Annotated in this window: 24 protein-coding genes and 1 pseudogene; 4 read left to right on the plus strand and 21 right to left on the minus strand. The window is 36.7% G+C overall.

The annotated features are described in order from the left end of the window. Positions 1–15: 15 nt before the first annotated feature. From NTY12_04295 to NTY12_04375, 17 genes and pseudogenes are all read right to left on the minus strand, one after another. Positions 16–138, minus strand: a complete 123-nt coding sequence (locus NTY12_04295) for a hypothetical protein (GenBank protein ID MCX6793220.1) — start codon at positions 136–138, stop codon at positions 16–18. A gap of 8 nt (positions 139–146) precedes the next feature. Next, positions 147–1,244, minus strand: coding sequence for a prepilin-type N-terminal cleavage/methylation domain-containing protein (locus tag NTY12_04300; GenBank protein ID MCX6793221.1), 1,098 nt, complete (start codon positions 1,242–1,244; stop codon positions 147–149). Positions 1,245–1,269: 25 nt separating this feature from the next. After that, positions 1,270–2,337, minus strand: coding sequence for a prepilin-type N-terminal cleavage/methylation domain-containing protein (locus NTY12_04305; GenBank protein MCX6793222.1), 1,068 nt, complete (start codon positions 2,335–2,337; stop codon positions 1,270–1,272). Continuing rightward, positions 2,324–3,463 (minus strand): prepilin-type N-terminal cleavage/methylation domain-containing protein, encoded by a 1,140-nt coding sequence (locus NTY12_04310; protein MCX6793223.1) that lies wholly within the window; start codon positions 3,461–3,463, stop codon positions 2,324–2,326. The genes NTY12_04305 and NTY12_04310 overlap by 14 nt, the downstream gene beginning before the upstream one ends. Continuing rightward, entirely contained in the window at positions 3,450–4,436 is a 987-nt protein-coding gene (locus NTY12_04315) for a hypothetical protein (GenBank protein MCX6793224.1), read from the minus strand. Before NTY12_04315 ends, NTY12_04310 begins: the two co-directional genes overlap by 14 nt. A 3-nt stretch (positions 4,437–4,439) precedes the next feature. After that, positions 4,440–4,505: pseudogene (locus tag NTY12_04320) on the minus strand (prepilin-type N-terminal cleavage/methylation domain-containing protein). Positions 4,506–4,515: 10 nt separating this feature from the next. Continuing rightward, positions 4,516–5,520 (minus strand): hypothetical protein, encoded by a 1,005-nt coding sequence (locus tag NTY12_04325; GenBank protein MCX6793225.1) that lies wholly within the window; start codon positions 5,518–5,520, stop codon positions 4,516–4,518. A 502-nt stretch (positions 5,521–6,022) separates the two neighbouring features. After that, positions 6,023–6,364 carry a hypothetical protein gene (locus NTY12_04330; GenBank protein MCX6793226.1) on the minus strand — a complete coding sequence of 114 codons (342 nt, stop codon included), beginning with the start codon at positions 6,362–6,364 and terminating at the stop codon, positions 6,023–6,025. 192 nt (positions 6,365–6,556) lie between these two features. Further along, positions 6,557–8,401 carry an ATP-dependent zinc metalloprotease FtsH gene (gene ftsH, locus NTY12_04335; GenBank protein MCX6793227.1) on the minus strand — a complete coding sequence of 615 codons (1,845 nt, stop codon included), beginning with the start codon at positions 8,399–8,401 and terminating at the stop codon, positions 6,557–6,559. A gap of 30 nt (positions 8,402–8,431) precedes the next feature. Next, entirely contained in the window at positions 8,432–8,644 is a 213-nt protein-coding gene (locus tag NTY12_04340; GenBank protein MCX6793228.1) for a hypothetical protein, read from the minus strand. Positions 8,645–9,011: 367 nt separating this feature from the next. Next, positions 9,012–10,256: a S1 RNA-binding domain-containing protein gene (locus tag NTY12_04345; protein MCX6793229.1), complete on the minus strand. Its 1,245-nt coding sequence runs from the start codon at positions 10,254–10,256 to the stop codon at positions 9,012–9,014. Positions 10,257–10,493: 237 nt separating this feature from the next. Further along, positions 10,494–10,865, minus strand: a complete 372-nt coding sequence (locus tag NTY12_04350; GenBank protein MCX6793230.1) for a hypothetical protein — start codon at positions 10,863–10,865, stop codon at positions 10,494–10,496. A gap of 61 nt (positions 10,866–10,926) precedes the next feature. Further along, positions 10,927–11,382 (minus strand): hypothetical protein, encoded by a 456-nt coding sequence (locus NTY12_04355; protein MCX6793231.1) that lies wholly within the window; start codon positions 11,380–11,382, stop codon positions 10,927–10,929. Positions 11,383–11,585: 203 nt separating this feature from the next. Next, positions 11,586–12,650 carry a hypothetical protein gene (locus NTY12_04360; protein ID MCX6793232.1) on the minus strand — a complete coding sequence of 355 codons (1,065 nt, stop codon included), beginning with the start codon at positions 12,648–12,650 and terminating at the stop codon, positions 11,586–11,588. A 180-nt stretch (positions 12,651–12,830) separates the two neighbouring features. Beyond that, positions 12,831–15,356 (minus strand): DNA gyrase subunit A, encoded by a 2,526-nt coding sequence (gene gyrA / locus NTY12_04365; GenBank protein MCX6793233.1) that lies wholly within the window; start codon positions 15,354–15,356, stop codon positions 12,831–12,833. Between the two features lie 11 nt (positions 15,357–15,367). Continuing rightward, positions 15,368–15,904, minus strand: coding sequence for a hypothetical protein (locus NTY12_04370; protein MCX6793234.1), 537 nt, complete (start codon positions 15,902–15,904; stop codon positions 15,368–15,370). A gap of 3 nt (positions 15,905–15,907) precedes the next feature. Continuing rightward, positions 15,908–16,555 (minus strand): MBL fold metallo-hydrolase, encoded by a 648-nt coding sequence (locus NTY12_04375; GenBank protein ID MCX6793235.1) that lies wholly within the window; start codon positions 16,553–16,555, stop codon positions 15,908–15,910. Between the two features lie 152 nt (positions 16,556–16,707). On the opposite strand from NTY12_04375, the gene NTY12_04380 reads away from it, so the two are divergent. From NTY12_04380 to pth, 4 genes are all read left to right on the plus strand, one after another. Further along, positions 16,708–18,195 carry an LCP family protein gene (locus NTY12_04380; protein ID MCX6793236.1) on the plus strand — a complete coding sequence of 496 codons (1,488 nt, stop codon included), beginning with the start codon at positions 16,708–16,710 and terminating at the stop codon, positions 18,193–18,195. A gap of 120 nt (positions 18,196–18,315) precedes the next feature. Then, positions 18,316–19,719, plus strand: coding sequence for a ribosome biogenesis GTPase Der (gene der / locus NTY12_04385; protein MCX6793237.1), 1,404 nt, complete (start codon positions 18,316–18,318; stop codon positions 19,717–19,719). A 143-nt stretch (positions 19,720–19,862) separates the two neighbouring features. Then, positions 19,863–21,530: an HD domain-containing protein gene (locus NTY12_04390; GenBank protein MCX6793238.1), complete on the plus strand. Its 1,668-nt coding sequence runs from the start codon at positions 19,863–19,865 to the stop codon at positions 21,528–21,530. Beyond that, complete coding sequence (gene pth, locus NTY12_04395) at positions 21,530–22,072, plus strand: aminoacyl-tRNA hydrolase (GenBank protein MCX6793239.1); 543 nt, start codon at positions 21,530–21,532, stop codon at positions 22,070–22,072. The genes NTY12_04390 and pth overlap by 1 nt, the downstream gene beginning before the upstream one ends. A gap of 71 nt (positions 22,073–22,143) precedes the next feature. Here the strand turns inward: pth and NTY12_04400 are convergent, their stop codons facing one another. The 4 genes from NTY12_04400 to NTY12_04415 form a co-directional block, all read right to left on the minus strand. Further along, on the minus strand, positions 22,144–23,007 hold the full coding sequence (locus NTY12_04400) for a hypothetical protein (GenBank protein ID MCX6793240.1): 864 nt from the start codon (positions 23,005–23,007) through the stop codon (positions 22,144–22,146). A 172-nt stretch (positions 23,008–23,179) separates the two neighbouring features. Continuing rightward, positions 23,180–23,869: a fibrobacter succinogenes major paralogous domain-containing protein gene (locus NTY12_04405; GenBank protein ID MCX6793241.1), complete on the minus strand. Its 690-nt coding sequence runs from the start codon at positions 23,867–23,869 to the stop codon at positions 23,180–23,182. 34 nt (positions 23,870–23,903) lie between these two features. Then, positions 23,904–24,308: a type II secretion system protein gene (locus NTY12_04410; protein ID MCX6793242.1), complete on the minus strand. Its 405-nt coding sequence runs from the start codon at positions 24,306–24,308 to the stop codon at positions 23,904–23,906. A 237-nt stretch (positions 24,309–24,545) separates the two neighbouring features. Then, entirely contained in the window at positions 24,546–25,598 is a 1,053-nt protein-coding gene (locus tag NTY12_04415; protein ID MCX6793243.1) for an AI-2E family transporter, read from the minus strand. Between the last annotated feature and the right edge of the window lie 122 nt (positions 25,599–25,720).

A 25,720-nucleotide genomic window follows, 5' to 3' on the forward strand; every position in this document is an offset into this window, starting at 1 on the left:
GTTTAGATGAAATGACTATTCAACGCTATGTTCTAAACCAACAACATCACCAAGTAGAAATGCCAAGACTTCCACTACCGACTTAGCCCGCGTAGCGGGCAAGAAAGAAACCGCCAGCTTATTGCTGGCGGTTTTCATTTTTTTAATTAATTTTTTATACAGCGGATAGACATCGCTGATAATTTACTATGGAGAGCTCGATAAACTAAGCCGGAGAAATACATCGTTGAAATTTCACGGTGATAGGCATTTGCGCCAGACTGAGTTGATGACCAATATATAACATGCGTTGTTCTAGCACCAAAGGTTGAACCGTCAACTAGTCGATAACCAGCTTTAATTGCTTCATACCCGCTTGTACCGCCAACTCCGAGCTTAGTTCCAGCGCCAAAACATCCATTTATAGAACTAGATCTATTTGCATCACACACCTGACCTGAGTCAGTCAAATATTGATCTAATGTATTATATTCCACATCGCTTGGCAAGTGCCATCCATTAGGACAAATACCCTGAGCGCCTGCTATAGTTGAACCATTCATTGCGGCCGTCCAGGTATATAAGGCTCCGTCAGTATCACAACCACCAGCCGAGAAAGGCGAAGGATTAACTTCGTTATTTCCGTAACAAGATCTGCCTAGACCATTATCAGATGCTGAAGCATTTGGGCAGCCAGAATTTATGCAAGATCCATCAGGGTATTTTTTTGTTCTAAGATTCTGTTTCATCCAACACTGTGAACCTACTTGGACAGTGTCATACTGAGTGCCCTCAACGTCCGACATCTTCTGACCACAATTAAAGCTTCCCTCAGGGGAGTACGATACCACACCGGCGTTAATATTACTTGAACTAGATCCTAGACAAGTAGAGACTGAAAATGATGAATTATTACTATTGCTTGAGTAAGAGTAATCTGAGTTAGAACAGTTACCATCATTTCTCGGAGTAGGGTTAGACGGAATAGCGCTCATATAAGTAATAGAGCCGGAGGGAGAAGTAAGACTATTGCCTGGAGTAATAATAGTAGGATAGCTATTATTATCAGCGTAATATAATTCTAACGCTGTGCTTATTTGTTTTATATCAGCAACTCTTTTTGCATCTCTAGCTTTAGCTCTAGCATTACCTAGAGCTATTATAGCCATAGTAGAGAGTACACCAATAATGGCTATTACGACGAGTAGTTCGATGAGAGTGAAGCCTTTCTTGCTATAAGATTTTTCCAATACACTATGAATCATAATAATCTCGTTAACTCTGCAATAATTAATTAACTATCGATAAATTATATTTATTGCCTAAATAGTTTTCTACCTGTTTTCTTTCTGAGTTACTCAGACTTATGTCATAAATAATAATCTCAGCAACATCGCCATTTAGATTTCTCGTTGGTATTGATCGATCCGATGATATATTATCAGTCCTTACGTCACTAGTTGTTTGAAATTCGATCAATTGAAAATTTGATCTATCTTTTGCTATAGATAATGGATCTATGCTTACTCCGTTATTCCAGGCTAACCCATTCTTTATATATGCCGAAGTATACAAGGAATCGAAAACATATACACTTGACGCAGTGCCGTGAAAATCATAATAAGACAAAGAACCTAAAAGTGGAACATATGACGTCATTTGACCATCCCACTTAATCAAAAAGAACACTGTTCTTGCGTTATTTATCGCTGAAGATAAAGTCAAAACATCGTCTATACCGTCAAAGCGAACAATCGGCTTAGAATTAATAACACCAGTTTTATATATCGGCCTAACAGTTGAAGAAATAGCCGTTGCTATTCTACTGGCTGGGCCAGAATCACTCCAGGCAGCAACCTGATCTCCATTATTAAGATTAATAGAGTCTGCCTTTAGCCACAGCGACAGATTTCTTGTAGGTACTGAACTAAAAAAGCCCTCATTAGTAGCCATATTAAAACCTGAGCTAAAATTTGAAAAACTACCACCCAAACAAAAGCCAAGGGAATATTTATTAGTAGTAGTACTATAGATATAGCTATAATCATTGCTAGGGCAGTCACCATCATTCCTTGGCGTAGGGTTAGATGGAATAGATCCCATATAAGTAACGCCTGATGGTGAAACTAAGGCACCACCAACTGTCATGGTAGTGGGATAATTACTATTGTCTGCATAATATAATTCTAGGGCTGTAGATATTTGTTTTATATCAGCAACTCTTTTACTATCCCTGGCTTTAGCTCTAGCGCTACCTAGCGCAATGATTGCCATGGTAGATAAAACACCGATTATTGCTATGACAACCAGAAGTTCAATTAAGGTAAATCCTAATTTTATTTTTTTACTTTGTAGCATTGTATAAAGCTATAACTTCGGCGGCCGATAATGCACGATTATAAATTCTAACATCATCAACCTTCCCACTAAAACACAAACTAGGACAAGAAACATAGGCCGTACCGATTGCTAGAGCATAAGAACTACTAGTCGCCCAACCGGTCTTTAAAGTGTTTGCATTGTAAGTTCCATATGATGTTCCATCATAATAGATTGTTCCTTTAGTATAGGTTGGTCCACTTGAAGCATCATAAACAATTACAATATGATGCCACAAACCATCATTTAAAGCAGGTATAGCCGGATTTCCAGTAGAATAGTTATTTCCAGGAGCACTATCAATGGTAAACCCAACTTTATTATCCATGCCAGAACCATTAACGTTGCCAACTGTAATTGCGTAGGCAGATGTTGCGCCAACAATGGCCTTACCTAGAATATCCGCTCCAGTAGTTCCTGCGCCAACGTAACTGCTTGTGGTATTAACATATAAGCTAATTGTCCAATAATTGCCCTCTTGAAAAACAAAATCTGAGTTAGCGCCAATCCTGACAAGATTGGTTCCAGTAAATTGTAAGGCATTGCCGCTTTTACCAGCAACATAAGTAGGGCTACCAACCAATGTTCCTGATTTATTATTTCCACTTGAATCAATCGCGGTTGTGCCAGATCCCTCATCAAATTTCCACCAGCCAATGAGACCCGGAGCAGTTCCAAAACCAGTGTTTGAAGCACTGTTGATACTAGCTGGTGTAGAGCTTACAGCATTACCGAGACAAAAATTTAAACTGTAATTTGTATTATCAGAAGTAGAGGCGTAAGAATAATTATTGTCTCCGCAAGTTCCATCATTCCGCGGCGTTGGGTTTGTTGGTATTTTACCCATATAGGTTTTAGTACCATCTGGTGAAGCTAGGCTGTTACCTGGAGTAATAATAGTAGGATAAGTATTATAGTCACTATAATATAGTTCTAGTGCCGTAGATATTTGTTTTATATCAGCAACTCTTTTACTATCTCTAGCTTTAGCTCTAGCATTACCTAGAGCTATTATAGCCATGGTAGAGAGTACGCCAATAATTGCTATTACCACGAGTAGTTCGATGAGAGTGAAGCCAAGTTTTAATCTTTTATTTTGTAGCATTGTAGAGAGCTGAAATTTCAGCAGCTGATAGTGCGCGATTATAAATACGCAGATCATCAATATAATTAACGCTCCCGCCTGGCCATCCTATATAACAACCGGTCTTTGCAACTGGCGCTGTACCATTAGCTGGACCAGAGCCGGTTTCTTCTTGCCCATCAACATACATTTTTGAATTCACAATATCATTTACACCGTTTCCAGTAATAACAAAAGCCACATGATGCCAGTTACCATCTAAATAATTAACAGGAGTTGTTGTAAAATATTCATAGTTAGCACCTGCTAAATAAATAATAGCTGAATCATAGTAATGTTTAACCTCTACACCAGGAAGACCTGGGCTCCAGTTAAAAAGATAAAAATAAGTTCCACCAAGAGTAAATTTTTCCCAGGCAGTAATAGTCCCAGTACTAATCATAACCGAAGCTGATATTCCGCAATTTATATAGTCACTAGTACCATTAAAACTTCCTGCATAGGCTCCGACTCTACCTGCTATATAATGAGTGCCACCCGTAGCCCATGTTCCGGTATTTCCGTTGCCACTACTGTCATAAGCCGTTGTACCAGAACCTTCATCAAGCTTCCACCAAGCAACTAGACCGGATAAAGGCTCATTGGTGATCGGACTATCTGGTTTAACAGTAACAGCACCGGCCGTTAAACTACCGACAGTGGAGTTAGTACAAGAATAAAGATAATAGCTATTTGTATTAGTAATATACATGTAGCCGTAGTTAGCGTCAGGACAATTTCCATCATTTCTGGGGCTAGGGTTATTAGGAATGCTAGCCATATATGTCTTAGTACCATCTGGTGATGTTATGCTATTACCTGGAGTAATAATAGTAGGATAGCTATTATTATCTGCGTAATATAATTCTAGAGCAGTAGATATCTGTTTTATATCAGCAACTCTTTTACTATCTCTAGCTTTAGCTCTAGCGTTGCCTAGGGCTATTATAGCCATGGTAGATAAAACTCCGATTATCGCGATGACAACCAGAAGCTCTATTAGAGTAAAGCCTTTATTTTTAATAAATTACAATCTAGAGAACATCAGAGAAAACTCTTTCTAGCTTGCTTTCTGGAGCCTTACCGGCGTTAAGCTGAGTAAACAAATGAACCCAAGCTGTTGTCTGAACTACTGTTACGAAAGCACCTCCAATAACAATGATTGCCAAAGAGATTATTATGCCAAAAATTAACATTGTTAAAAAGAGCGGGAAAGAATTTAATAACAAGCCAATTATGTATACAAAGGTAACGGGAATAGCTACCACCATAACACCCAAAATTAAAGCTAGGCTGAAAAGGATACTAATTGCAAAAAGTATAAAAGTCATTTCTAGACTAACCAGCCAATTGTCCATGAATAATTTATAAGCTGATTTAATGGCTTTACCTAGAGATTGATTTTTCAAAACAATATAAGCAATAGCATACTTAGTAATAAAAGCTAAGACCAAAGCTACGGCCAATAGAACAATGAAAACTACAAAATAAACAATTGCTAAAGTAAGACTGACGGTCGAACCATTGAAAATAGGGACAAGTGTAACTAGGGCCAAAATATAGACAGCTACTCTTACTAAAACATTAACCCACAACACTGGCCAAAAGCTTTTACGTCCCTGTTTAAAGCCAACAGCAGTATCGTGTTTTCTTTCAGCTGCTGTAGAAGTTTTACTACCTTCAGCTAAAGCCTTTAGCGAATTATTAACTAGTGCACCCTGAGAAGTAACTGACAACCAAAGCATTGCCAATAACAAAATTATTAAAACAATAAAGACAACAAGTAGTGAGATGAAAGCCGTTGTATCAGCCTTGGCTAAGTCAATAAAACTATACCAAGCTCGTGAACTAAAAATACCAGTATCTGCCCAACGCTTCCAGTCATACATGGTTGAGTTGTCGCGATTAATAAAACGATTAACTAATTCAATTTCAAAATTGCTAGCTAATAAAGTAGCAAACAAACCAAAGAGCCAAAGATATTTATGCTTCCAGGCAACTACGAAAGATTGCCTGATAATAGAACGATATAGTGACATAGGGATTTGTTAAGATAATATGCTTTTATTATAACATTAAAGCGGATATTAAAAAAGCCCCATGTAAGTTTATACATGTGGCTTTCCTGGAATTATTATATTAAAGGAACGAAAACGGCTACTATTAATAGTAAAATATATACTATATATACTATTATCATTACAAATATAGTAACAGCTTCGAGACAGGCAAATATTTTTAGCAGCCATATAGGAAAATGCATTATTTCATTATAATACATTTGATCATGGTGTAATTCATTTGCCTCACGATTGATACTTTCTTTTACGGACCAGTTGGTGCTTTTAAGATAATCATAAATGATAAAAAGCCCCTTAACTGGAAATGCAAGCCATAGTAAACCGAGTATTACGGCAAATACAAATGATGGTATCAAGTACTGATGATGAATAACTACGAGAACACTGTAAATCTCTTCCACTGTAGATTCCTTTTCTCCCTTATTTAGGGTAAATTTTATTAATTTTAGTTTTAATTAATTTATATAATATTACATTTATCGACTTTCTTATTGCTACCATCAAACCAATTGAGAATATCAAAAAGTTTCGAAAATGCTCTAGAAAGCGGATGTGTTTTTTCTATTGGTACTCCAACAAAAATCATTATACAATTAAACACTATAAAAAGAGACACAACCCAAATGAGTGCAAGCATTGCAAAAATTGCAGATGATCCACCGAAGGTATACAGTACACTTATTTTTAAAGGAAAACCCATTACAAAAAAAGTGAACAAAAAAATAATTAAAGCCTGTGCTGCAAAATAAACAAAAATTGGTGTTTTTATTTTTTGCGCGATGAATGCTACTAATTTTTTCATTATTTTATTTAAGGTTAATATTTATTAGATTAATTAATAGGCTGACCTGGAACAGGCAAACTTATTAATTAATCCAATAAAACCCTATTTTCAATGAACTATTTTAATAATGATATTATATCATATATTATAGATTTTGTCAATAATAACTAAAAAGACCCCGTATTTGGGGCCTTTTTAACAGCTTTTTGATTAATCTTTTGTTGTCTCAACCAACTTCTCTTTTTCTCCTACTAAGACATTAAATTCATCTTGCTCAATAGTCTCCTGCTTTAGTAATAGTTGAGCCACCTTCTCAATCACGGCTCTTTGTTCTTTAATTATCTTTTCAGCCTTAACTCTTCCTTGACTAATGAAATTATTAATTTCAACATCAATTTCTTCGGCGACCTTTTCACTATAATCTCTTTGTTCATGAATTTCACGACCAAGGAAAACCATTTCTTCTTTTTCACCAAATGTTCTTGGACCAAGTTTATCAGACATACCAAAATCAGTTACCATACGACGGGCTAAAGCTGTAGCACGGCGCAGATCAGAGGTTGCACCAGTTGTCACTTCGTGGAAAATCATTTCTTCAGTTAGGTAACCACCGAGCAATACCGCAATCTCGTCAATGAAATAAGCTTTAGTGTGCATGTGACGATCCTCGGTTGGGACTTTAATTGTATAACCACCAGCCATGCCGCGTGAGATAATAGAAATCTTATGAATCGGATCTGAGTTAGGAGAAAAGTGCCCAACAATAGCGTGACCTGCTTCATGATAAGCCGTAACTTCTTTTTCACGCACATTTAGAACACGAGATTTTCGCTCCGGTCCTAGTAAAACTTTTTCAATGGCTTCAAAAAGTTCAGCCATAGAAATAATTTTTTTATCATGTCGCGCTGCTAAAATCGCACCTTCATTTAAAACATTAGCTAAATCCGCACCAGAAAAACCAGGTGTGCGTTCAGCAATCTTGCGCAAAGACACATCTTTAGTTAAAGGCTTTTTACGAGCGTGAATTTCTAAGATTGCTTCGCGGTCAGCAATATCTGGTTCATCTAAAATAACCTGACGATCAAAACGTCCAGGACGCATTAAAGCAGGATCTAGCACATCGGGACGATTAGTTGCTGCCATGACAATAACGCCGTCGTTAATTTCAAAGCCATCCATTTCTACTAAAATTTGGTTTAGGGTTTGTTCGCGTTCATCGTGTGAGCCACCGATACCGGCGCCGCGCTTACGACCAACCGCATCAATTTCGTCAATAAAGACAATGCAAGGAGCACTCTTTTTCGCGCGCTTAAATAAATCACGAACACGAGAAGCACCAACACCAACAAACATTTCAACAAATTCAGAACCGGAAATGCTAAAGAAAGGTACATTAGCTTCACCCGCGACGGCACGAGCCAAAAGCGTTTTACCGGTTCCAGGACTACCTAATAATAAAACTCCGCGCGGAATACGCGCACCAAGGGCAGTAAACTTTTGCGGTTCTCGTAAAAAATCAACCACTTCTGATAATTCTTCTTTAGCCTCCTTAACACCAGCTACATCTTTAAAGGTAACGCGATCCTTAGCTTGAGTATTTGTTTCTCTGGCTTGTGATTGGCCAAAAGTCATAGCTTTATTATTAGCCCCTTGAACTGAACGCATCATGAAGAAAATAAAGACACCAATCAAAAGTAATGGGACAAGAAAGGGAACTAAAATTGCTACCCAATTATCAAAACTAGATGGCGTATCAACTTTAATTTGTACAGCTGATATTTTATCTGAGGGAACACCAAAACCAGCTAATAATTCTGTTAATGGTTGACCAGTTTCTTTGGTGGCAATTTGCTTACTACCATCTTTTAAAGAGATATTTAGCTCATCTTTATTAATATCAATTTTATCAACCTTACCATCTTTAATTTCGCTAGCAACCTGGCCCAATGCAATTGAATCAGGCTTCTTAGTATTTCCGTTCCATAGCGAAAGCAGCGCTCCTAAGAAAAGGAACGCTACCAAGAGAATAAGAAAATTTTTAACTAAAGGTTTCATAGTGGGAACATTTTACAGCCTTTAGCTTGCCTAGTCAAGTATCTTGCGAATCGCATGGACCTTGTAGGCCACGTAAAATAAGCTGTAAGAAATTAGAAGAATAACCAAGCCAACAAGTAGTTTTAATAAAGCATCGGTCCAAACAATTAGCACAGCTAAAATCAACATGATAATACCTGTGACAATGAAGAAACGCTGAATATCGCTTAACTTGCGACGAGACACCTCAAGTAAATTGGCCATATAATATAAATTAAATTCAATTAATGTACTTATACTATAGCAAAATTAATCTCCTTTAACAAACCATAAAAGGTAACTGCCTATAATTTTAGATTAACTCACCCCTGACCCCTCTCTACCCGCCAGTCGGCGGGCAAAGAGGGGAAATTATAAATAATAGTTTTATTATCTAATAACATTTTGCACTCTTATCCACCTGGTGATTGCTCATAATTTATTTTGACACTATTACTAAAAATTTTTTAATATAAAAACTTAATATTAAGATTTCCCCTCTTTACGCGTCAGCGTAGAGAGGGGCCAGGGGTGAGTTAATTTACAAAAAATCACCCACCAAGTTGGCGGGTGATTTTTATCAGCATCTAAATTACTCTGTAACTGTTTCTTCTTTATTATCTTCTTTTACTTCTTCCACAACCTCCTTGCCTTCTGTAGCTTCAGCGGAGGATGATTCTTTCTCATCTTTGTCTTCGCTGGTCTTATCCTTAGACTTAGATTTCTTACCAGCTTTTTTATCTTTAGCTTTTCCAGGAATAGCTAAACCAAGACGATGCTCATTGCTATCAAGTGAGATAATAGAAAAGTCCATTACTTGACCAGACTTATAGATATCATCAATCTTTTCACCAGTCGTAACGCCTAGTTGGCTAACGTGAGCTAGACCATGAATATCTTTGTCTAATTCAACAAATAAACCAAATGGATTTACTTTTAGAATTGTACCTTGGACAGTTTGACCAACAGCATATTTCTTTTCAACACCTTCCCAAGGATCAGCCATGAGTTTTTTGGCTGACAAGAAAATCTTAGCGCCTTCGATGGCAATAATTTGTGCATTAACCATGTCACCTACTTTATAAACTTCAGATGGATCTTCAATTCTCTGCCAAGCTAATTCACTAATGTGAATCAAGCCTTCGAGATTGCCGCCGAAGTTAACGAAGACACCAAAGCTAGTAACAGCAATAATGCGGCCTTCAACAGAATCACCAACCTTAAACTGAGAAATAACATCTTTCTGTTTTTCTTGCCAAGCATCTTTTTCACTAACAACCAACTTACCTTCTTTTTTGTCAAAAGTAATAATCTTAACTTCACACTCTGTACCAACTAAAGATTTTAATTTTTCTAAAATCTTTGTTTTATCTCCGCCGGAAACACGAGGATAATTTTCTGGTGATAATTGTGAGACTGGCAAGAAAGCAGGAATTTGAGCGTAGCTAACTAACAAACCACCACGGTTGGCCGCATTGATGCGTACCATGATAGGCTTTTTCTTTTCAAATGATTCTTCCAATAACTGCCAAGTCTTTTCTTCGCCAGCATGACGGAAGGAAAGTTCTAATTCTCCATTTTCATTTTCAACGTCAATAATAGTAGCATCGATTTTGTCGCCGGGTTTAAGCTTGGCGTATTCACCAGCTTCAAAATATAATTCACGACCGCGGACAACACCAATTAAACGACCACCAATATCAAGACGAACCTCAGCTTTTGAAGAAGCTAAAATTGTGCCAGTGACAGTATCACCAACCTGAGGAATCTTAAATTCATCATCTTTAATTAAATTTGCAAAATCACTCATGGAATTTGCGTTTGTTTTATCTGACATAGATATAAAAAAAGACTGCTTTAACCAACTTGATCTCTAATTGAGAGCTGGTCTTCTAGTCGCCTTAGCTAGAAGTTTAATTACAGGCGATATTCAGTTACTTTTTAGTACGCTATTTATATCATAAAGCTTAATAAAAATCAAGAGTAGCTGAAAATAAGCGGTACATCTAATGATTCTAGAAAAAAGTAAAAAGAGCTGTTGAAAATTAATTCAACAGCTCCTAAAATTTTATAACTATTCAAAGCCCATAGATTTTTTCCATTCTATAAACTCTTTTTGTTTCATTTCCCACTCTACCGCACTTACAAAAACTGGTACATGATTAGGAACAATTTTCCCAGAACTCATATAAGCTACGTCGCCGACTCTTTTAGTTGTATAATCAATTTTACAAAAATTATAGAAAAGAGCATCTTCACTATAAACCATCGAAAACATAAGAAGTCCGCTACTATTTGGGCAGTATGCTACATCCGGCAAAAATTCAGTAGATATAATTCTCAGAAAAACTTCACCCTCTTTAACTCCAGGGTAATTTTTACTTCCTTCATTATAGTCGATTGATTTTTGCTCCAAAGAACAACCGGATAGTAGAACAAGCAACACAAAAATAAATGCTAAATTTTTCAATTTAATTACCTTTCTTTAAAATTAATATTTTAGTTTTTTAATAGTGTATTATTTTCTTGCAGATAAGTCTTTCCCCCGCAACCAAACATTCTTTGAAATTTTTTTCCCATTCAGTTGGAGTTGAAAAGACTACTAAGTCATGATCTTCTAAAGGAACCGTCCTTGAATTGCAGCTATCAAGAGCATAAAGTCGTTTTTTACAATCAACAGTTTTACCGGGTAATGTAGTAGTACCATTTACCTCTGTAAATGGCTCATCTGTTACTAACCATCCACCCCAGGAATACCAAAAACTACTTGATGTTAATTTTGCAGCTAAGCTACTGTCAGCTTCGTTCTGAATTTTATGTTCTTGAACCATCGGAGTAAATTTAATTATTGTCAGAGATTGTTCTTCGATAATATTAGATTGATTCCATATGGTATACAAGGAACACGGCAACCCCACTACCATGAAAATATTCACTAAAATACCTAGGTTTTTAAAGTTCATTTTTCCCCTTCAAGTTAAGTTTATTATTAAGTAATTTATTAAAACCCTGAAACTCAGGAATTCAATAAATTACTTAATACTTTTTAATGAACTTTCTATATTATATCATATATATGATAAATTGTCAATATATACCCCCCAGAAATGGCTAATATAACAAAAAACCCCGCACCATATAGGGCGCGGGGTTTAAAATCTAAACCTTAATTGGCTGGCGCGCAATTAGCAGCTGAGCCACTGGTATCAGTTCCTTCGCCAAAACCGGCTGAAGGAGAGGCGCTAGCTAACTTAGTATCACACTCAGCTGGCTTCTTATTAAAGCCCGCGCAGACGGCTGCTAATAAATTAGCGCTATCTCGACCAACCTCAACTTGTTTACCGTTAATAACTAGAGTTGGAGAACCTTGAACGCCGTAAGCCTTGTTCTCAGCTTCGTTAATCGAAAACGGAGGGAAGCTTCCGTTCCAAGTTGATTTATCATTAAAGCTCTTCAATAGATTATATTTAGAGTCAGTTGCCTTAAAACATGAGTCTAGTTTACCTTGATCTATGCCAGTACTTGAAATGCAACCCTTATAATCACCGGCCTTAAGAAAACATGACAAGTATTTTGTATATTTATCATTCTGTTCCTTACTGATACAGTACTGACGAATATTATCTTCAACTTCAACTTGGCCATGCATAGCATAGTTAACAAATTTAATTTGAATATCAGCCTTGTTACCAAGAGTTTCCATAACAGGAACAATACCCTTTTCAATCTGAGTACCATATGGGCAATGACTCATAACAAAGACTTCAACTTTTGGCTTATCTGATTTAACAATATCGGCAGGAGTTACTGGAGTCTGTGTGTTAGTGGCGGCCGTATCGGTCTTAGTGCCGGTTGATGCAGCAATATCATCGATCTTCATTGACTGTGGGAAAAATTCTTTACCATCCTTTGAGATGTAAGAATCAATTTCGTTTGTACCAACTTTAACTTTTAGTTTATACAAACTACCACTATAGTCTGTTACTTCAGTAACAGAAGCAGTTGTACCTTGAACAAGATTCTTATTAATAAATTCTTCAGCCTTGGCTTTAGCCTGGTCTGGCGAAAGATTTTTATTAAACTTGAAGATGCCGCCGCCAAAATTAATACCTGCGACAACAACTAAAATAACAACCACGGCGCCTAAGGCAATAATTAGGTTTGACTTACCATCAAACTTTTTCTTAAGACTGCCTCCAGCATGGTGGACGACTGGTGTCTCGTGTTCCATATAAAATAATTAATAATAATTAAAACAATTATAAATTTTAAATTCTAAATTTCAAAACAATTTTTAATGCTTAAATTTAAAAAATTGAAAATTAAAGCATTATTTAAAAATTTGAAATTGAAAATTTGAAATTATTATAGTTTCCCTATTATACGCTAGTTGTATTTTAGGGTCAATTTACTAACTCCAGGTTACACAAGCTACGGCGTCCCCCTCCTCTTTAAAGCGCATCAAACGGATACCTTGCGTGTCACGTCCAAGCTCATTAACCGTCTTAAATGGTAGTCTAATAACCTGTCCTTTATTGGAAATAATAATAATATCTTTGTCAGTCATCATTTCACTACTAATCACGAAGGCGTTAGTTAGCTGTCCGGTTTTATCGGTTATCTTGGCTGTTTTAATACCAGAACCACCACGAGCCTGAACCTTATAAAGTCCAATTGGAGTTCGCTTTCCAAAGCCGTTAGCCATGACTGAAAGCACCTGATATTTTTTAACTTTTTCTTTGTCGCTAGGAATAATTCCCATACCAACTACAGTATCACCCTTCTTTAAACGCATACCCCAAACACCAGAAGCATTACGTCCCATTGGTCTAACATCGCTTTCCTTAAAACGAATCGCTTGACCATGTGCTGTAATTAACTGAACTTCATCTTTGCCTGAAGTTGGTTTAGCCCAAATTAATTTATCATCAGGACGCATTTTAATAGCAATCAAACCAGTGCGTCTAACTTTTGAAAACTCATCTAAAGGAACTTTTTTAACTACACCTTTTTCAGTGGCGAAGAATAAGAAAGCGCTCTTAGAAATTTTATCTAATGGCAAAACTGAAGTAACTTTTTCATCACTTGGTAATTGCAAGAAGTTAACAATGGCTTGTCCTTTAGTCGTACGAGATGAAGCAGGAATTTCATAAGCTTTGAGTTGGAAGACACGACCACGAGTCGTAAAGAAAAGAATATCATTATGAGTCATGGTAGTGAACAAAAATTCAACCATGTCTTCTTCTTTGGTAGTTAAGCCGATAACGCCTTTGCCGCCGCGAGCTTGAACTTTGAAAGTATCAGGTGGCAAGCGCTTAATATAACCATCGCGGGTCATTAAGACCATTGATTCTTCATTTGGTACTAAATCTTCAGTACTGAATTCGCCGATACCATGCTCCATAACAGTAGTCTTTCGATCGTCGCCGAATTTTTCAGTTGATTCGGCCAATTCTTTTTTAACAATACTTAAAATCTTAACGCGTGATTTCAAAATGGTTTCTAATTCTTTAATCAAGGCTTGTTTTTCTTTTAATTCTTTTTCAATATTTAATCTTTCTAAGTTAGCCAAAGAACCAAGCTTCATTTCTACAATGGCAAAGGCTTGACGATCTGATAACTTAAACTTTTTCATTAAGTTAAGCTTGGCGGTTTCGCGATCTGGAGAAGCTTTAATAACTTTAATAACCTCATCAATATGAGTCAAAGCAATCATTAAACCTTCTAAGATATGAGCGCGATCGCGAGCTTTTTCTAATTCAAATTCTGTGCGGCGTCGGATAATCTCTTCACGATGTTTAATGTATTCCTCTAAAACCGCCTTAAGGTTAAGTACCTTAGGCTGAATACCATCGACCAAAGCTAGCAAGTTAAGGTGGAAGGTTTCTTGTAATTGAGTTTGCTTATACAAACTATTCAAAATCTTTTTAGGGAAGGCGTCTTTCTTTAATTCAATCACAACGCGGACACCGTCTTTGTCAGATTCATCACGCAAATCTCTAATGCCTTCTAATTTTTTCTCTTTAACTAAATCAGCGATCTTTTCTACTAAAGTTGCTTTGTTAACTTGATATGGCACCTCAGAAATAATAATGGAAAAACTACCGGTTTTAGTTTCTTCAACTTCGGCTCGGCCGCGCATAACAATGCCGCCCTTGCCAGTTGCATAAGCTCGAATTATTTCAGCGCGATTATAAATAATACCACCGGTTGGGAAATCTGGTCCTTTAACAAAATTCATTAAATCTTCAACTGTCGCTTCTGGATTTTCAATCAAATGAGAAATAGCGGCGGAAACTTCACGTAAGTTATGTGGTGGAATATTTGTGGCCATACCAACCGCAATACCCATGCTTCCGTTCAAAAGCAAGTTTGGTAAGCGGGCTGGTAAAACTCTTGGTTCTTGGTGTGAGCCGTCAAAGTTAGGCAAAAAATCAACTGTCTTTTTATCGATGTCAGAAAGTAGTTCTTCAGAAATTGAAGCTAATTTAGCTTCGGTATAACGCATAGCCGCGGCGTTGTCACCGTCCATGGAACCAAAGTTTCCTTGGCCCCTTACCAGGGGATAGCGCATAGCAAAATCCTGTGCCATACGAACCATGGAATCATAAACAGCCGTATCACCGTGAGGGTGATATTTACCAAGCACTTCTCCGACCACTGTAGCCGATTTACGGAACTTAGCATTTGGTCTTAGCCCAATGTTCCACATAGCATATAAAATACGGCGGTGGACCGGTTTTAAGCCGTCACGCACATCTGGCAAAGCACGAGCCACAATAACGCTCATGGCATAATCCAAATAAGAGCGACGCATTTCGTCGACGATTGGCTGATCTTCAATATGACCAACATTGTTGACCATTGATTCATCAATAATATTTTCTTCTGGCTTGTCTTTTTTAGACGGAAGTTTTGTTTGCTTGCCTTTGGGCATAAAAATTAAAATTAATTGGGCAAAGTGTTTGGTAAAATTGGGCTAGCCGTACCGGAGACCGTGGCAGGGTTAGCAGTTGAAGTTGGCACAGCTTCTTTTTGCTTAGCTATCTCCTCTAGGCTATTAATCTGACCTTTAACTTCAGATATTGAATTACTTAAATCATTCTTGAGATTTTCAAAATCGGCTGTCGTCTCTTTCTTTGTGCCATTAACGCTAGTGATAGAAAATGCGTCTGGCCCTAAGCTACTCTTCAAATTTATAATCCAGAAAACAACAATTACAACCATAATCAAACTAACACCGATATACATAATTAAACGCTGACTTCGATCATCAATTTTTTTGGTTTTTTTATCAAGTTCTTCTAACTGAAAAGGAGAATGACCATGAGCAATAGAGCGACCATGCATCTCACCTGACAATAAAACCGCGCTCTCTTTAGTGACAACATGATCCTTCGATCGTGAAGTTTTTTTAGAGCGTGGCTTAACCGTTTTTTTAGAAACTTTTTTTACTTTTATTTTTTCAATTTTTTTTCGTGGCATATTTTAGAAAGAAAGCACCACTAATTCCATATTATCTTGTGGCAAATCTTTCTTAGAAATTTTTAATTTCTCTTCTTGGCGAGGTTTAATCGCGATTGCCTTCAAAAACTTTTCAACTGCGTCTAAGTCAAACTTTAAACCAGGCACTTTATAATGCATTGGAATAATAATGCGTGGTTCAATTTGATTAATCACTGAAACAGCTTTCTGAGCATCTAAGGTAAAGTTGCCGCCAACTGGAATTAACAAAATATCTGTACCCTCTAATCTTTCTAATTGCTTATCATCAAGCTCGGCGCCTAAATCACCCAAATGAGTAACAACAATATCTTCAATTTCAAAACGGAAAATAATATTTTCGCCGCGCTTAGCTCCTTTTTCATTATCATGATAGGAACTTATGCCATCAATATAAACTCCTTTAGATTCATATTCACCAGGACCGCGTAGAACAAATGGTTCACCTTTAATGGCTTCTAAATTATTATGATCATCATGATCATGACTAATCGTCACGATGTCAGCTTCAACACGAGGCATTTTTAAACCAGTAAATTCACTTTTGTATGGGTCAGTTACCACAGAAACAATGTCTGAGGCTGTCTTGCCTTGGAGGCGAAAAGCTGAATGACCAAGCCAGGTTATTTGCATTGAATTAGGTCTTAAAGTTAATGAATATACCTCTTAAATATACGTTAGAATGGCTTATGTGTCAAACAAAAACTACTTGATTTTTTCTCTAATTTCTGCTTTATTTATAAATGTGGATTAATACGCTATAATGACTTAGCTTATACTTTTCTATGTACGATAACGAACGAATGCTACAAGATTTAGAGAACCTACATTCAGGATCAGCGCCTGCGCCACGCCGCAGACGTTTTCTTAAATTTGTCATCGGCATAATTTCTTTTCTAGTTCTGCTATATGGTTTCTTTTATGTTAAAAGTTATTTTGCTCCGAGCGGAAAAACTACCTGGGTAGATAAGCTACCAATCATCGGCCAGATCAAGCACTTAGCTGAAAGCTCAGAAAGAGCGCTTAAGGGAGAAAACGTCGATAGAATAAATATTCTCTTGCTCGGCATCGGAGGCAAAGGGCATGACGGAGCTCAGCTAACCGACACCATTATGGTTGGCAGTATTAAGCCATCAACTAAACAGGTTTCTTTATTATCAATACCACGTGACTTGGCCGTACCAATCGAAGGTTCTGGCTGGAGGAAAGTAAATAGCGTTAATGCTTTAGCTGAAGGCAGTGAACCTGGCAGCGGTGGCCTAGCTTCGTCTCAAGCAATTGGTGATTTACTACAAGCGCCAATTGATTATTATGTTCGCGTTGACTTTGAAGGATTTGAAAAAATAATTGATCAAGTTGGCGGCGTTGATGTTTACGTGGATAATACTCTAGATGATTATGCTTATCCAATTTTAGGCCAAGAAGACAATCCAGATTATTATAGTAGATATGAACACTTACATATTGATACAGGCTGGCAAAAAATGGACGGAAAGATGGCTTTGAAATATGCTCGCTCACGTCATGGTGTTGGCGGCGAAGGAACTGACTTTGCTCGTGCCAAAAGACAACAGAAAATATTAGAAGCTGTAAAAGACAAAGTTATATCAGCTAATTTCTTACTGAATCCATCAAAAGTTTCAAGCATGATTGATACTTTGAAAGACAATATTTCAACCAACTTAAAAGTTTGGGAAATTATTAAACTTTGGTCATTTGTTAAAGATGTTAAATCAGACAGTATAATTAATAAGGTACTTGATAATAGCCCAAGTGGTTTATTAATTGATGCTCGCGGCGACAATGGCGCCTACATATTAAATCCTCGCAGCGGCGACTTTTCAGAAATTCAATATTTATTTAATAGCATCTTTGGCGAAGTCAGCACTAGCAACGAACAAGCTGCAGCAGCCAGCAAGCTCAAAACCGAGATCACCATCTCAATTCTTAATGGTACTTGGGTAAATGGCCTTGGTAGCCGCAAAGCAGTTGAGCTTGAAAGGCTCGGCGCCAATGTATTAGAAATCAGCAATTCCAGCCGACACAACTTTGAACGTTCTGTAATCTATGATTTAACCTTTGGCGCTAAACGAGAAGAATTAGAGCTCTTAAAAGAGAAAACCGGGGCAAATATTGCTCCAACCCTGCCGGACTGGCTAAAAGAAGAATTAGCTGCTAAGGTTGGTCAATCTCCTCGCCCTCAACCAGACTTTATCTTAGTCTTAGGAACCGACGCTGATACCAGCTCATCAGGCACAGAGAACACTAACTAGAAAATTTTATAATTTTTAATTTTGTAATTTTATAATTAATGCTAAAATTTTATATTTTTTGAATTAGAGCATTAAAAATTAATTAAAAATTAAAAATTACAAAATTATAAAATTAAACATATGTCCTTAACTAAACCTCTTGTTGTAATATTTGGCAGAACCAATGTTGGTAAATCAACCTTGTTTAATTGTTTAGTAGAAAAAAAACAAGCTCTAGTCTCTAATACACCAGGCACAACTCGCGACTCGAATCTAGCAACCGTAGGCTGGCAAGGAAAAACTTTTTCCATTGTTGATACCGGCGGTTTTATGGACTTTGATTTTTTACGTCTTAAAAAAATTAAAGCCGAAACAATTGATGAACTAGTTCAAAAACAAGCCCGTGATTATTTAAAAAAAGCTGATTTAATTTTATTCTTAGTTGACGCACGCGATGGTCTCTTACCTCAAGACATGACCATGGCCATGATTATCAAAAAAATCATTCCTGATAAAAAGAAGATTGTCTTGGTCGCCAACAAAGTAGAGAAATTATCAATCGCTCCGGCGGCCGGAGATTTTTATCGCCTTGGCTTGGGTGATGTTTCTTCAATTTCGGCTTTAACTGGCGCTGGAACCGGCGACTTACTAGATATTATTTTGAAAAAAATCAAAGCTCCTAAAGATAAAGTTGAAGTTGTTAAAAAAGAAATTGATAAAACCAAATCGCCAAGCGTAGTTAGAGTAGCTATCATTGGGAAGCCTAACGTTGGTAAATCAAGTTTGATAAATGCTATCTTGGGTTATTCTCGAGTTATCGTTAGTCCAATTCCTCACACGACACGTGAACCACAATCCGCTAGATTTACCTACAAAAAAAGTGACTTTGAATTTGTTGATACGGCTGGTATTACTAAGCATGGTCACAAAGTAGATAACTTAGAAAAATACAGCATGGATAAAAGCTTAGCTGCAGTTCAAAAAGCTAATGTCGCAATTTTAGTTATGGATATTTCCGAACCTTTAACCAAACAAGACGCTAGATTGGTTGAAGAAATTTTTGATCGCCACAAGAGTTTAATTTTGGTGGCTAACAAATGGGATTTAGCCGTTGATCGTGATCCAAAAAAATATACTCACTATATAAACAGTGAATTACCTTTTGCAACTCACGCACCAATTCAATTTTTATCAGCTAAAAATAAAGTTCGTATTAACCAGTTACTTGATTTAATTATTGAAGTTAATAACCAAAGATATATTAGTATTCCAGATAGCGCCTTAGACAGACTTTTGAAAAGTGCAGTTAAAAAACATCGTCCAACTAAGGGCCGCGGTACAAAATATCCTCGTGTTTATGAATTCAAACAAGCTGGTGTTAATCCACCAAGTTTCATGGTTCAGATCGGACCACGCGAAAGCTTGGCTGAATCTTATCTTCGTTTCCTAGAGAACCAATTACGCGCCAAATTCGGCTTTATTGGTACGCCCATTTCTATGTGGGTTAAAAAGGGACGTGATATCCACGGACTACACAATAGTTAAAATAGAAAAACTCGCTGTTAACCAGCGAGTTTTTTAGTTTCTGTATAATTAGCGGCAAATTGGCAATACCTTCTAGACAAAAAGTCTGTTCAGAAATTTGTCTTTAAATATGATATAGTAATAACGTATATTATTAAAACCATATGAAAGAAGTCTTTCACGACATAGCTAACAATTCCAATAAACCAAATAGCGTTTCTGAGGACGCTCGGGTCTTTAGTATTTTTGAGAATCATGAAGATGGCTCTGGAAAAATTATTGTAAAAAAATTCAAACCATTAGAAGAAATTTTATCTGATTTGGAGAAAGTTAATGGCCAAGACGAATTTCCTCATGTTCAAAATATTATTGATATTTTTAATAATCATCGCGCTGAAAAAATTGTAGCTAACGGCGAGGCAGTTGCCGACAAACCCCATCTTTTAATCGTTGGCGGTTTTATTAGAGACTTGCTTCTACACAAAAAACCCAAAGACATTGATTTTACTACTGACCTAGAATTAAAAGAGGTTGAAAAATTATTGAGCGATAATTTTTCTGAAGAGATAGCTAATAAAGAAATTTCAATTGATGAAACCGGCAAGTCCCAAGGGGTTATAAGAATTAAATTTAAAGACGACACAAGAGAAGTTGCCGAAGAGTACGAAATTGCTTCTTTCCGCAAAGACAGTGATACGGGTGACGGTCGCCGACCTGACTCTGTCGAATTAATTAAAGTTCCAGGAATTGACGCTCAAAGACGTGACTTCACGATTAACGCCGTAATGTATAATCCAAAGTCTCACAATATTATTGATTATACTGGCGGATTAAAAGACTTGGACGATAAAAAACTACGCTTTGTTGGCGACCCTAAAAAAAGAATTACCGAGGACAGATCAAGGGCTTTACGCTATATTAGATTTTTATTTAAAACAAACTTTTCTGAAGATAAAGAAGCAAAAATTGCTATCCAAGAAATGAGCCAAGAGATTAGTCAATTACCAGCCGAAATGATTCTGAAAGAATTAAAAGGGATGCTTGAAGTTGCAGGTGATAAACCAGGAAAAATTTTAGAATACTTTAAAGAGTTTGGGCTTTTGGAAAAAATTCTACCTGAAATATCTGACTTAGAGAAATGCCCCCAAGGTCCTCCTTATCACATGGAAGGAGATGTTTTTAAACACACAGTTATGGTGCTTAATAATCTACCAGCCAATTCATCACTAGAATTATTTCTAGCCGCCACCATGCACGACATTGCCAAACCTGACACCAGGAAAGAAGGCGTCGACAAGAAAGTAAGTTTTCATAGTCATGACCTAAAAGGCTCTGAAAAAGTAGCTCCTATTTTAAAAAGACTAAAACTACCAAATAAATCACAAGACAAAATAACCAAATTGATAGCTAACCATATTAAGATTTTTTCATTTTTACAAATGAAAAATAGCAAAGCTATTGAAATGGCGAAAAGTCCCGACTTCAAAGACCAAATAACTTTATTAAAGGCAGATAACGCCGGCACTGAACCAGCTGATAAAAAAGTTCAAGCTGAAACCAATGAAATGATAGAAAAAATCATTGAACGTTATGAAAAAATTATAGATGATCAAGCAAAATTCTCTGTTGAAAGAGAGGTGGTTAGAAACGCTACTAATGGAAATAAAATTATTCAACTTTATTCCAGTATTCACGGTCGCAAGCCATTAGGTAAAAATATTGGTATAATAGAAGCGCAAATCAAAGAGCTGATTGATGACGAAAATATAGTTGACAAAACATTGGCTCAAGAAAAATTAAAAGATATAATTACTAACTTTAAGGAACAATAATGCAAATCATCGTCGGCCTTGGTAACCCAGGCACAAAATACGAGAATACCCGACATAACATTGGCTTTATTGTGATTGACGAATTAGCACGTCAAAGAAATTTAGTTTGGAAAGAAAATAAAAAGTTTAAAGCCATGTTAGCCGAAGATTCAGCTACGATCTTAGTGAAGCCACAAACTTTTATGAACAAATCAGGCGAGACCGTCGCCGCTATAATGCGTTACTATAAATTAATTCCACGTTCAATTTTAGGAATTAAAAAAGCAGCTGACTTAAGTAGCTGCTTAACAGTAATTCATGATGAACTAGACTTACCTTTTGGAAAAAATAAATTATCAATTGATAGCTCAAGCGCTGGACACAACGGTGTACAATCAATTATTGATTATCTTAAAACTAAAAATTTTAAAAGACTGCGCATTGGTATAGACTCTGAGCAAAGAAAAAAGATGCCAACCGAAAATTATGTTTTACAAAAGTTTAACGATGAGGAGAAAAACACTATAAAAGAACTACTGCCTGACTTAACTAGAAATTTGTAAATATCAAAAAATTTTATTAAAAAGACAAAACCGTAGGGATATTTTCCTACGGTTTGTTTTTAAATGAACTTTTAACTTTCTAACTCCGGTATAGCGATTATTTCTAATGACTTACTGATTTGTCCGAGCCTGTAAGTAACCGCAACAACTCGACCAACAGCAAATTTGTCATAGACTTCTTCGCTCACATACCGCCAAAACGTTTTGTCTCCGGCGGAAGTGACAATTTTTATTTCAAAGGAAAAATCATAATTATTCCCCTCTCCATTGTCTTCAGTAGTCTCTTCAGATTCATTTTGCTCAGCATCTTCAACGTTGTCAGTATCCTCTTCATCAGTTTGTTCTCTTTCATCGTTTTCAAATTCTTTTTTAACAATTGTACCGATGCCATGGATTTCGATAGAGTTTCCGTAGTCAAGAAAGTGCCAGGTTGATGAAACAGCTTTAGTTACTGAAAAGATTAGAATAACGCCTACTAGCACTATTATTACAATGCCAGCTAAATTTAATAATCCGACCCTGGGTGTAAAAAATATTCCATAATACCAGTACCAAGCTTTTTGATACCAGGGCAGAACAATAGATTCTTCAGACTCCTGATGAGTTCTAAAGAGAGTGCCATCTTTTCCTACAAAGACAACGAGGCCTTTGGATACATAAGCGGAGTCTACATCGCTGGGCGAATCACTAACTCTAATGTAAATTGTTCCAGCGCTATCAAGATTATCGATTGGCACGTTTACTAACTGCCACTTATAACTTCCTCCGTTTTTGGCTGACCACCGATCTGTTCTATAAACTAAATATGAACCACTATAACTAAGGCCATATTCAACAGCTTCTTTATGCTTGGCAGCACGATCTTTATTTGGTGAAGAAAAGGCAAAGTTGGAAAATAACGAAACAATGCAAATCACAAATATTAATTTTTTCAAAGTACACCTTTCTTTTAATTTATATTAATTTTTAATTGTTCATATTATAGCATTTTAACATAAAACTGTCAATATACGTATAAAAATGCAAAAAAACGCCATAATATTGCTAATATTGGCATTTTTGTAGCTTAATCCTCTAAATATAAACCCACGAAGAGATAAACTTAAGCTAATCCTTAAGGCAGCGGACCGAAAAAGCAAAAGTTAGGCCATTTCGAGCTCGTATTACACCAGCATTCCCAGAATATAATTCACGATGCCAAGCAGTAGAGCTATCATAACGAGATGATGACCAAATCACAGCATAAGAATCTCGGTAAGCAAAGTAGTTTCCAACAACCCATCTATCACCGCCAAATTCACCATTATAACCACTAGAGCCGCCTGGTTTTAACTTTGTACCAGCCGCAGTACAATCATATGAACCAATACGATTAGCGTCACATGTTTGTCCATTGTCTTTTAAATAATTTTCAAGAACATACCACTCAGCATCGCTTGGTATATGCCAACCAAGCGGACAAATCCCTTGCGCACCTTCTAAGATTGATCCGTTCATGGCAACCGCCCACTCATACAAAGCACCATAAGTCGTACAATCCGCTTCAGTTCCAGGGACCGTTGTACCAACCCCATTTCCTGGACAAGACCTTTCAGAATGAGTTACAGAATTATCAGCAGTTGAATTTGTCATAGCTGTTCCATTTGGTTTAGATCTTGTACGAAGACTTGATTTCATCCAGCACTGTGTGCCGATCTGCACGGTGTTGTAAGTGTTGCCGTCTATATCTATAACAGTTGCTTGGCCACAAGCTAAAGGACCACTGTTATTACTAGTGAAGAAAGCACCAGCGCTCATGTTGCCAGAGCCAGAACCAAGACAAGAGCCTAAGCTATAGTTTGTGCCAGCTCATGTTGCCAGAGCCAGAACCAAGACAAGAGCCTAAGCTATAGTTTGTGCCAGTTAAAGAAGATTGATAACTATAATCTACGTTACCGCAGTTACCATCGTTTCTTGGTGTTGGGTTAGATGGAATAGATCCCATATAAGTAGTATTACCATCTGGTGATCTTAGTGATTGACCTGGTGTTATTATGGTTGGATAACTACTGTTGTCGTTATAGTATAGTTCTAGGGCGGTAGATATTTGTTTTAGATCTGCTACTCTCCTAGCATCTCTAGCTTTAGTTCTAGCATTACCTAAGGCTATTATTGCCATGGTAGAGAGTACGCCAATAATTGCTATTACTACGAGTAGCTCAATCAGTGTGAAAGCTTTTTTGTTTCTTAAAAACATACAACTCCATTATACAGCAATGCTTAAACAAACTCACCCCTAACCCCTCTCTACCCCTGCGGGGTAAAGAGGGGAAATTTATTTTTTTAGCTTAAATATTATTAACAATGATTTTCAAATCTAAAAAATTATTACTTAGATTTCCCCTCTTTACGCGTTAGCGTAGAGAGGGGCTAGGGGTGAGTTAACCTAAAACAAAACACGCCCCGCAAAAACGAGGCGTGTTATTAAGACAAATTAAACTGGCTCTTTACCTTTAGTATTTTTCTTGTGAATGATGTCATCAAAAATTACCAAGGCAGCAGTAGCAACCGGGATTGATAATAAAGCCCCCATAAATCCACCAACAGAAAAACCAATCATCAAAACTACGATACTAACAATTGGATTCATGCCAATCGCTTTTTCCATAACCTTTGGTACTAAGAAATTATTTTCAACTTGCTGAACAATAATATATAGTACAGCAACAAAAATAGCTAAAGTCGGCGACTGACTAAAGGCTAAGAAAACTGCAGGTACGGCGCCAAGCAAAGGTCCTAGATAGGGAATAAACTCAGTGAAGCCTGCAATCAAAGCTAGAATCAAGGCGTACTTAACGCCAAGAATCAACAATCCAATATATGTTAAAGCAAAAATAACCAAACAAAGAATAAGCTGACCGCGGAACCAAAGTCCCATTTTCAATTCTATGCGCTTAAATAATTCCATGACATGGTCCTGCTTATCTTCTGGTGTTAATGACCAAACTAATTTACGAATCATATTCTCTTCAACCACCATATAAAAAGTAATGACCAAGATAATCACCAGTGAGAAAAATCCTCCAACGATATTATAGATAGTTGAGAAAACTCCGCCGGCTGCACCTTGAAAATTAGTTGCGGCGTTCCCCACCGAAGATTCAATTTGATCTAGCCAACCATGAGACGCGGTATATGATTTGAAGCTAGAAATAAATCCATTAAAGCGTTCAACATAGCTTGGGAAGTCAGCCAACAATTGATTAAACTGATTAACCATTGGTGGAATAATAAGATAAACCGTTAAACCAAGAATGGATAATAATATTACATAAATAAATGAAATCCCCAATGACCTTGGTATACCTTTTTTTTGCATCCAATCAACCCATGGATCCATTGAAGAAGACAAGACAATGGATACAAAAAGTATAGCCAAGATGTCTTGAATTAAATAAGCAAAATATAAGCAAAACAAAACGACGATTATTTTAATTAAGGTACCGGTCGTTAGAGTAATGCGCATGGAACTCTTCTCTTCCGACATATGTTTTATATAAATTTTATAATTTTTAATTTTGCAATTTTATAATTAATGATTAAATTTTTAATTTTAAATTAGAACTTAAAAAATTAACTAAAAATTAAAAACTACAAAATTATAAAATT

Source organism: Candidatus Falkowbacteria bacterium (genome assembly GCA_026396835.1).
Taxonomy (GTDB): Bacteria; Patescibacteriota; Patescibacteriia; order Patescibacteriales; family Patescibacteriaceae; genus Patescibacterium.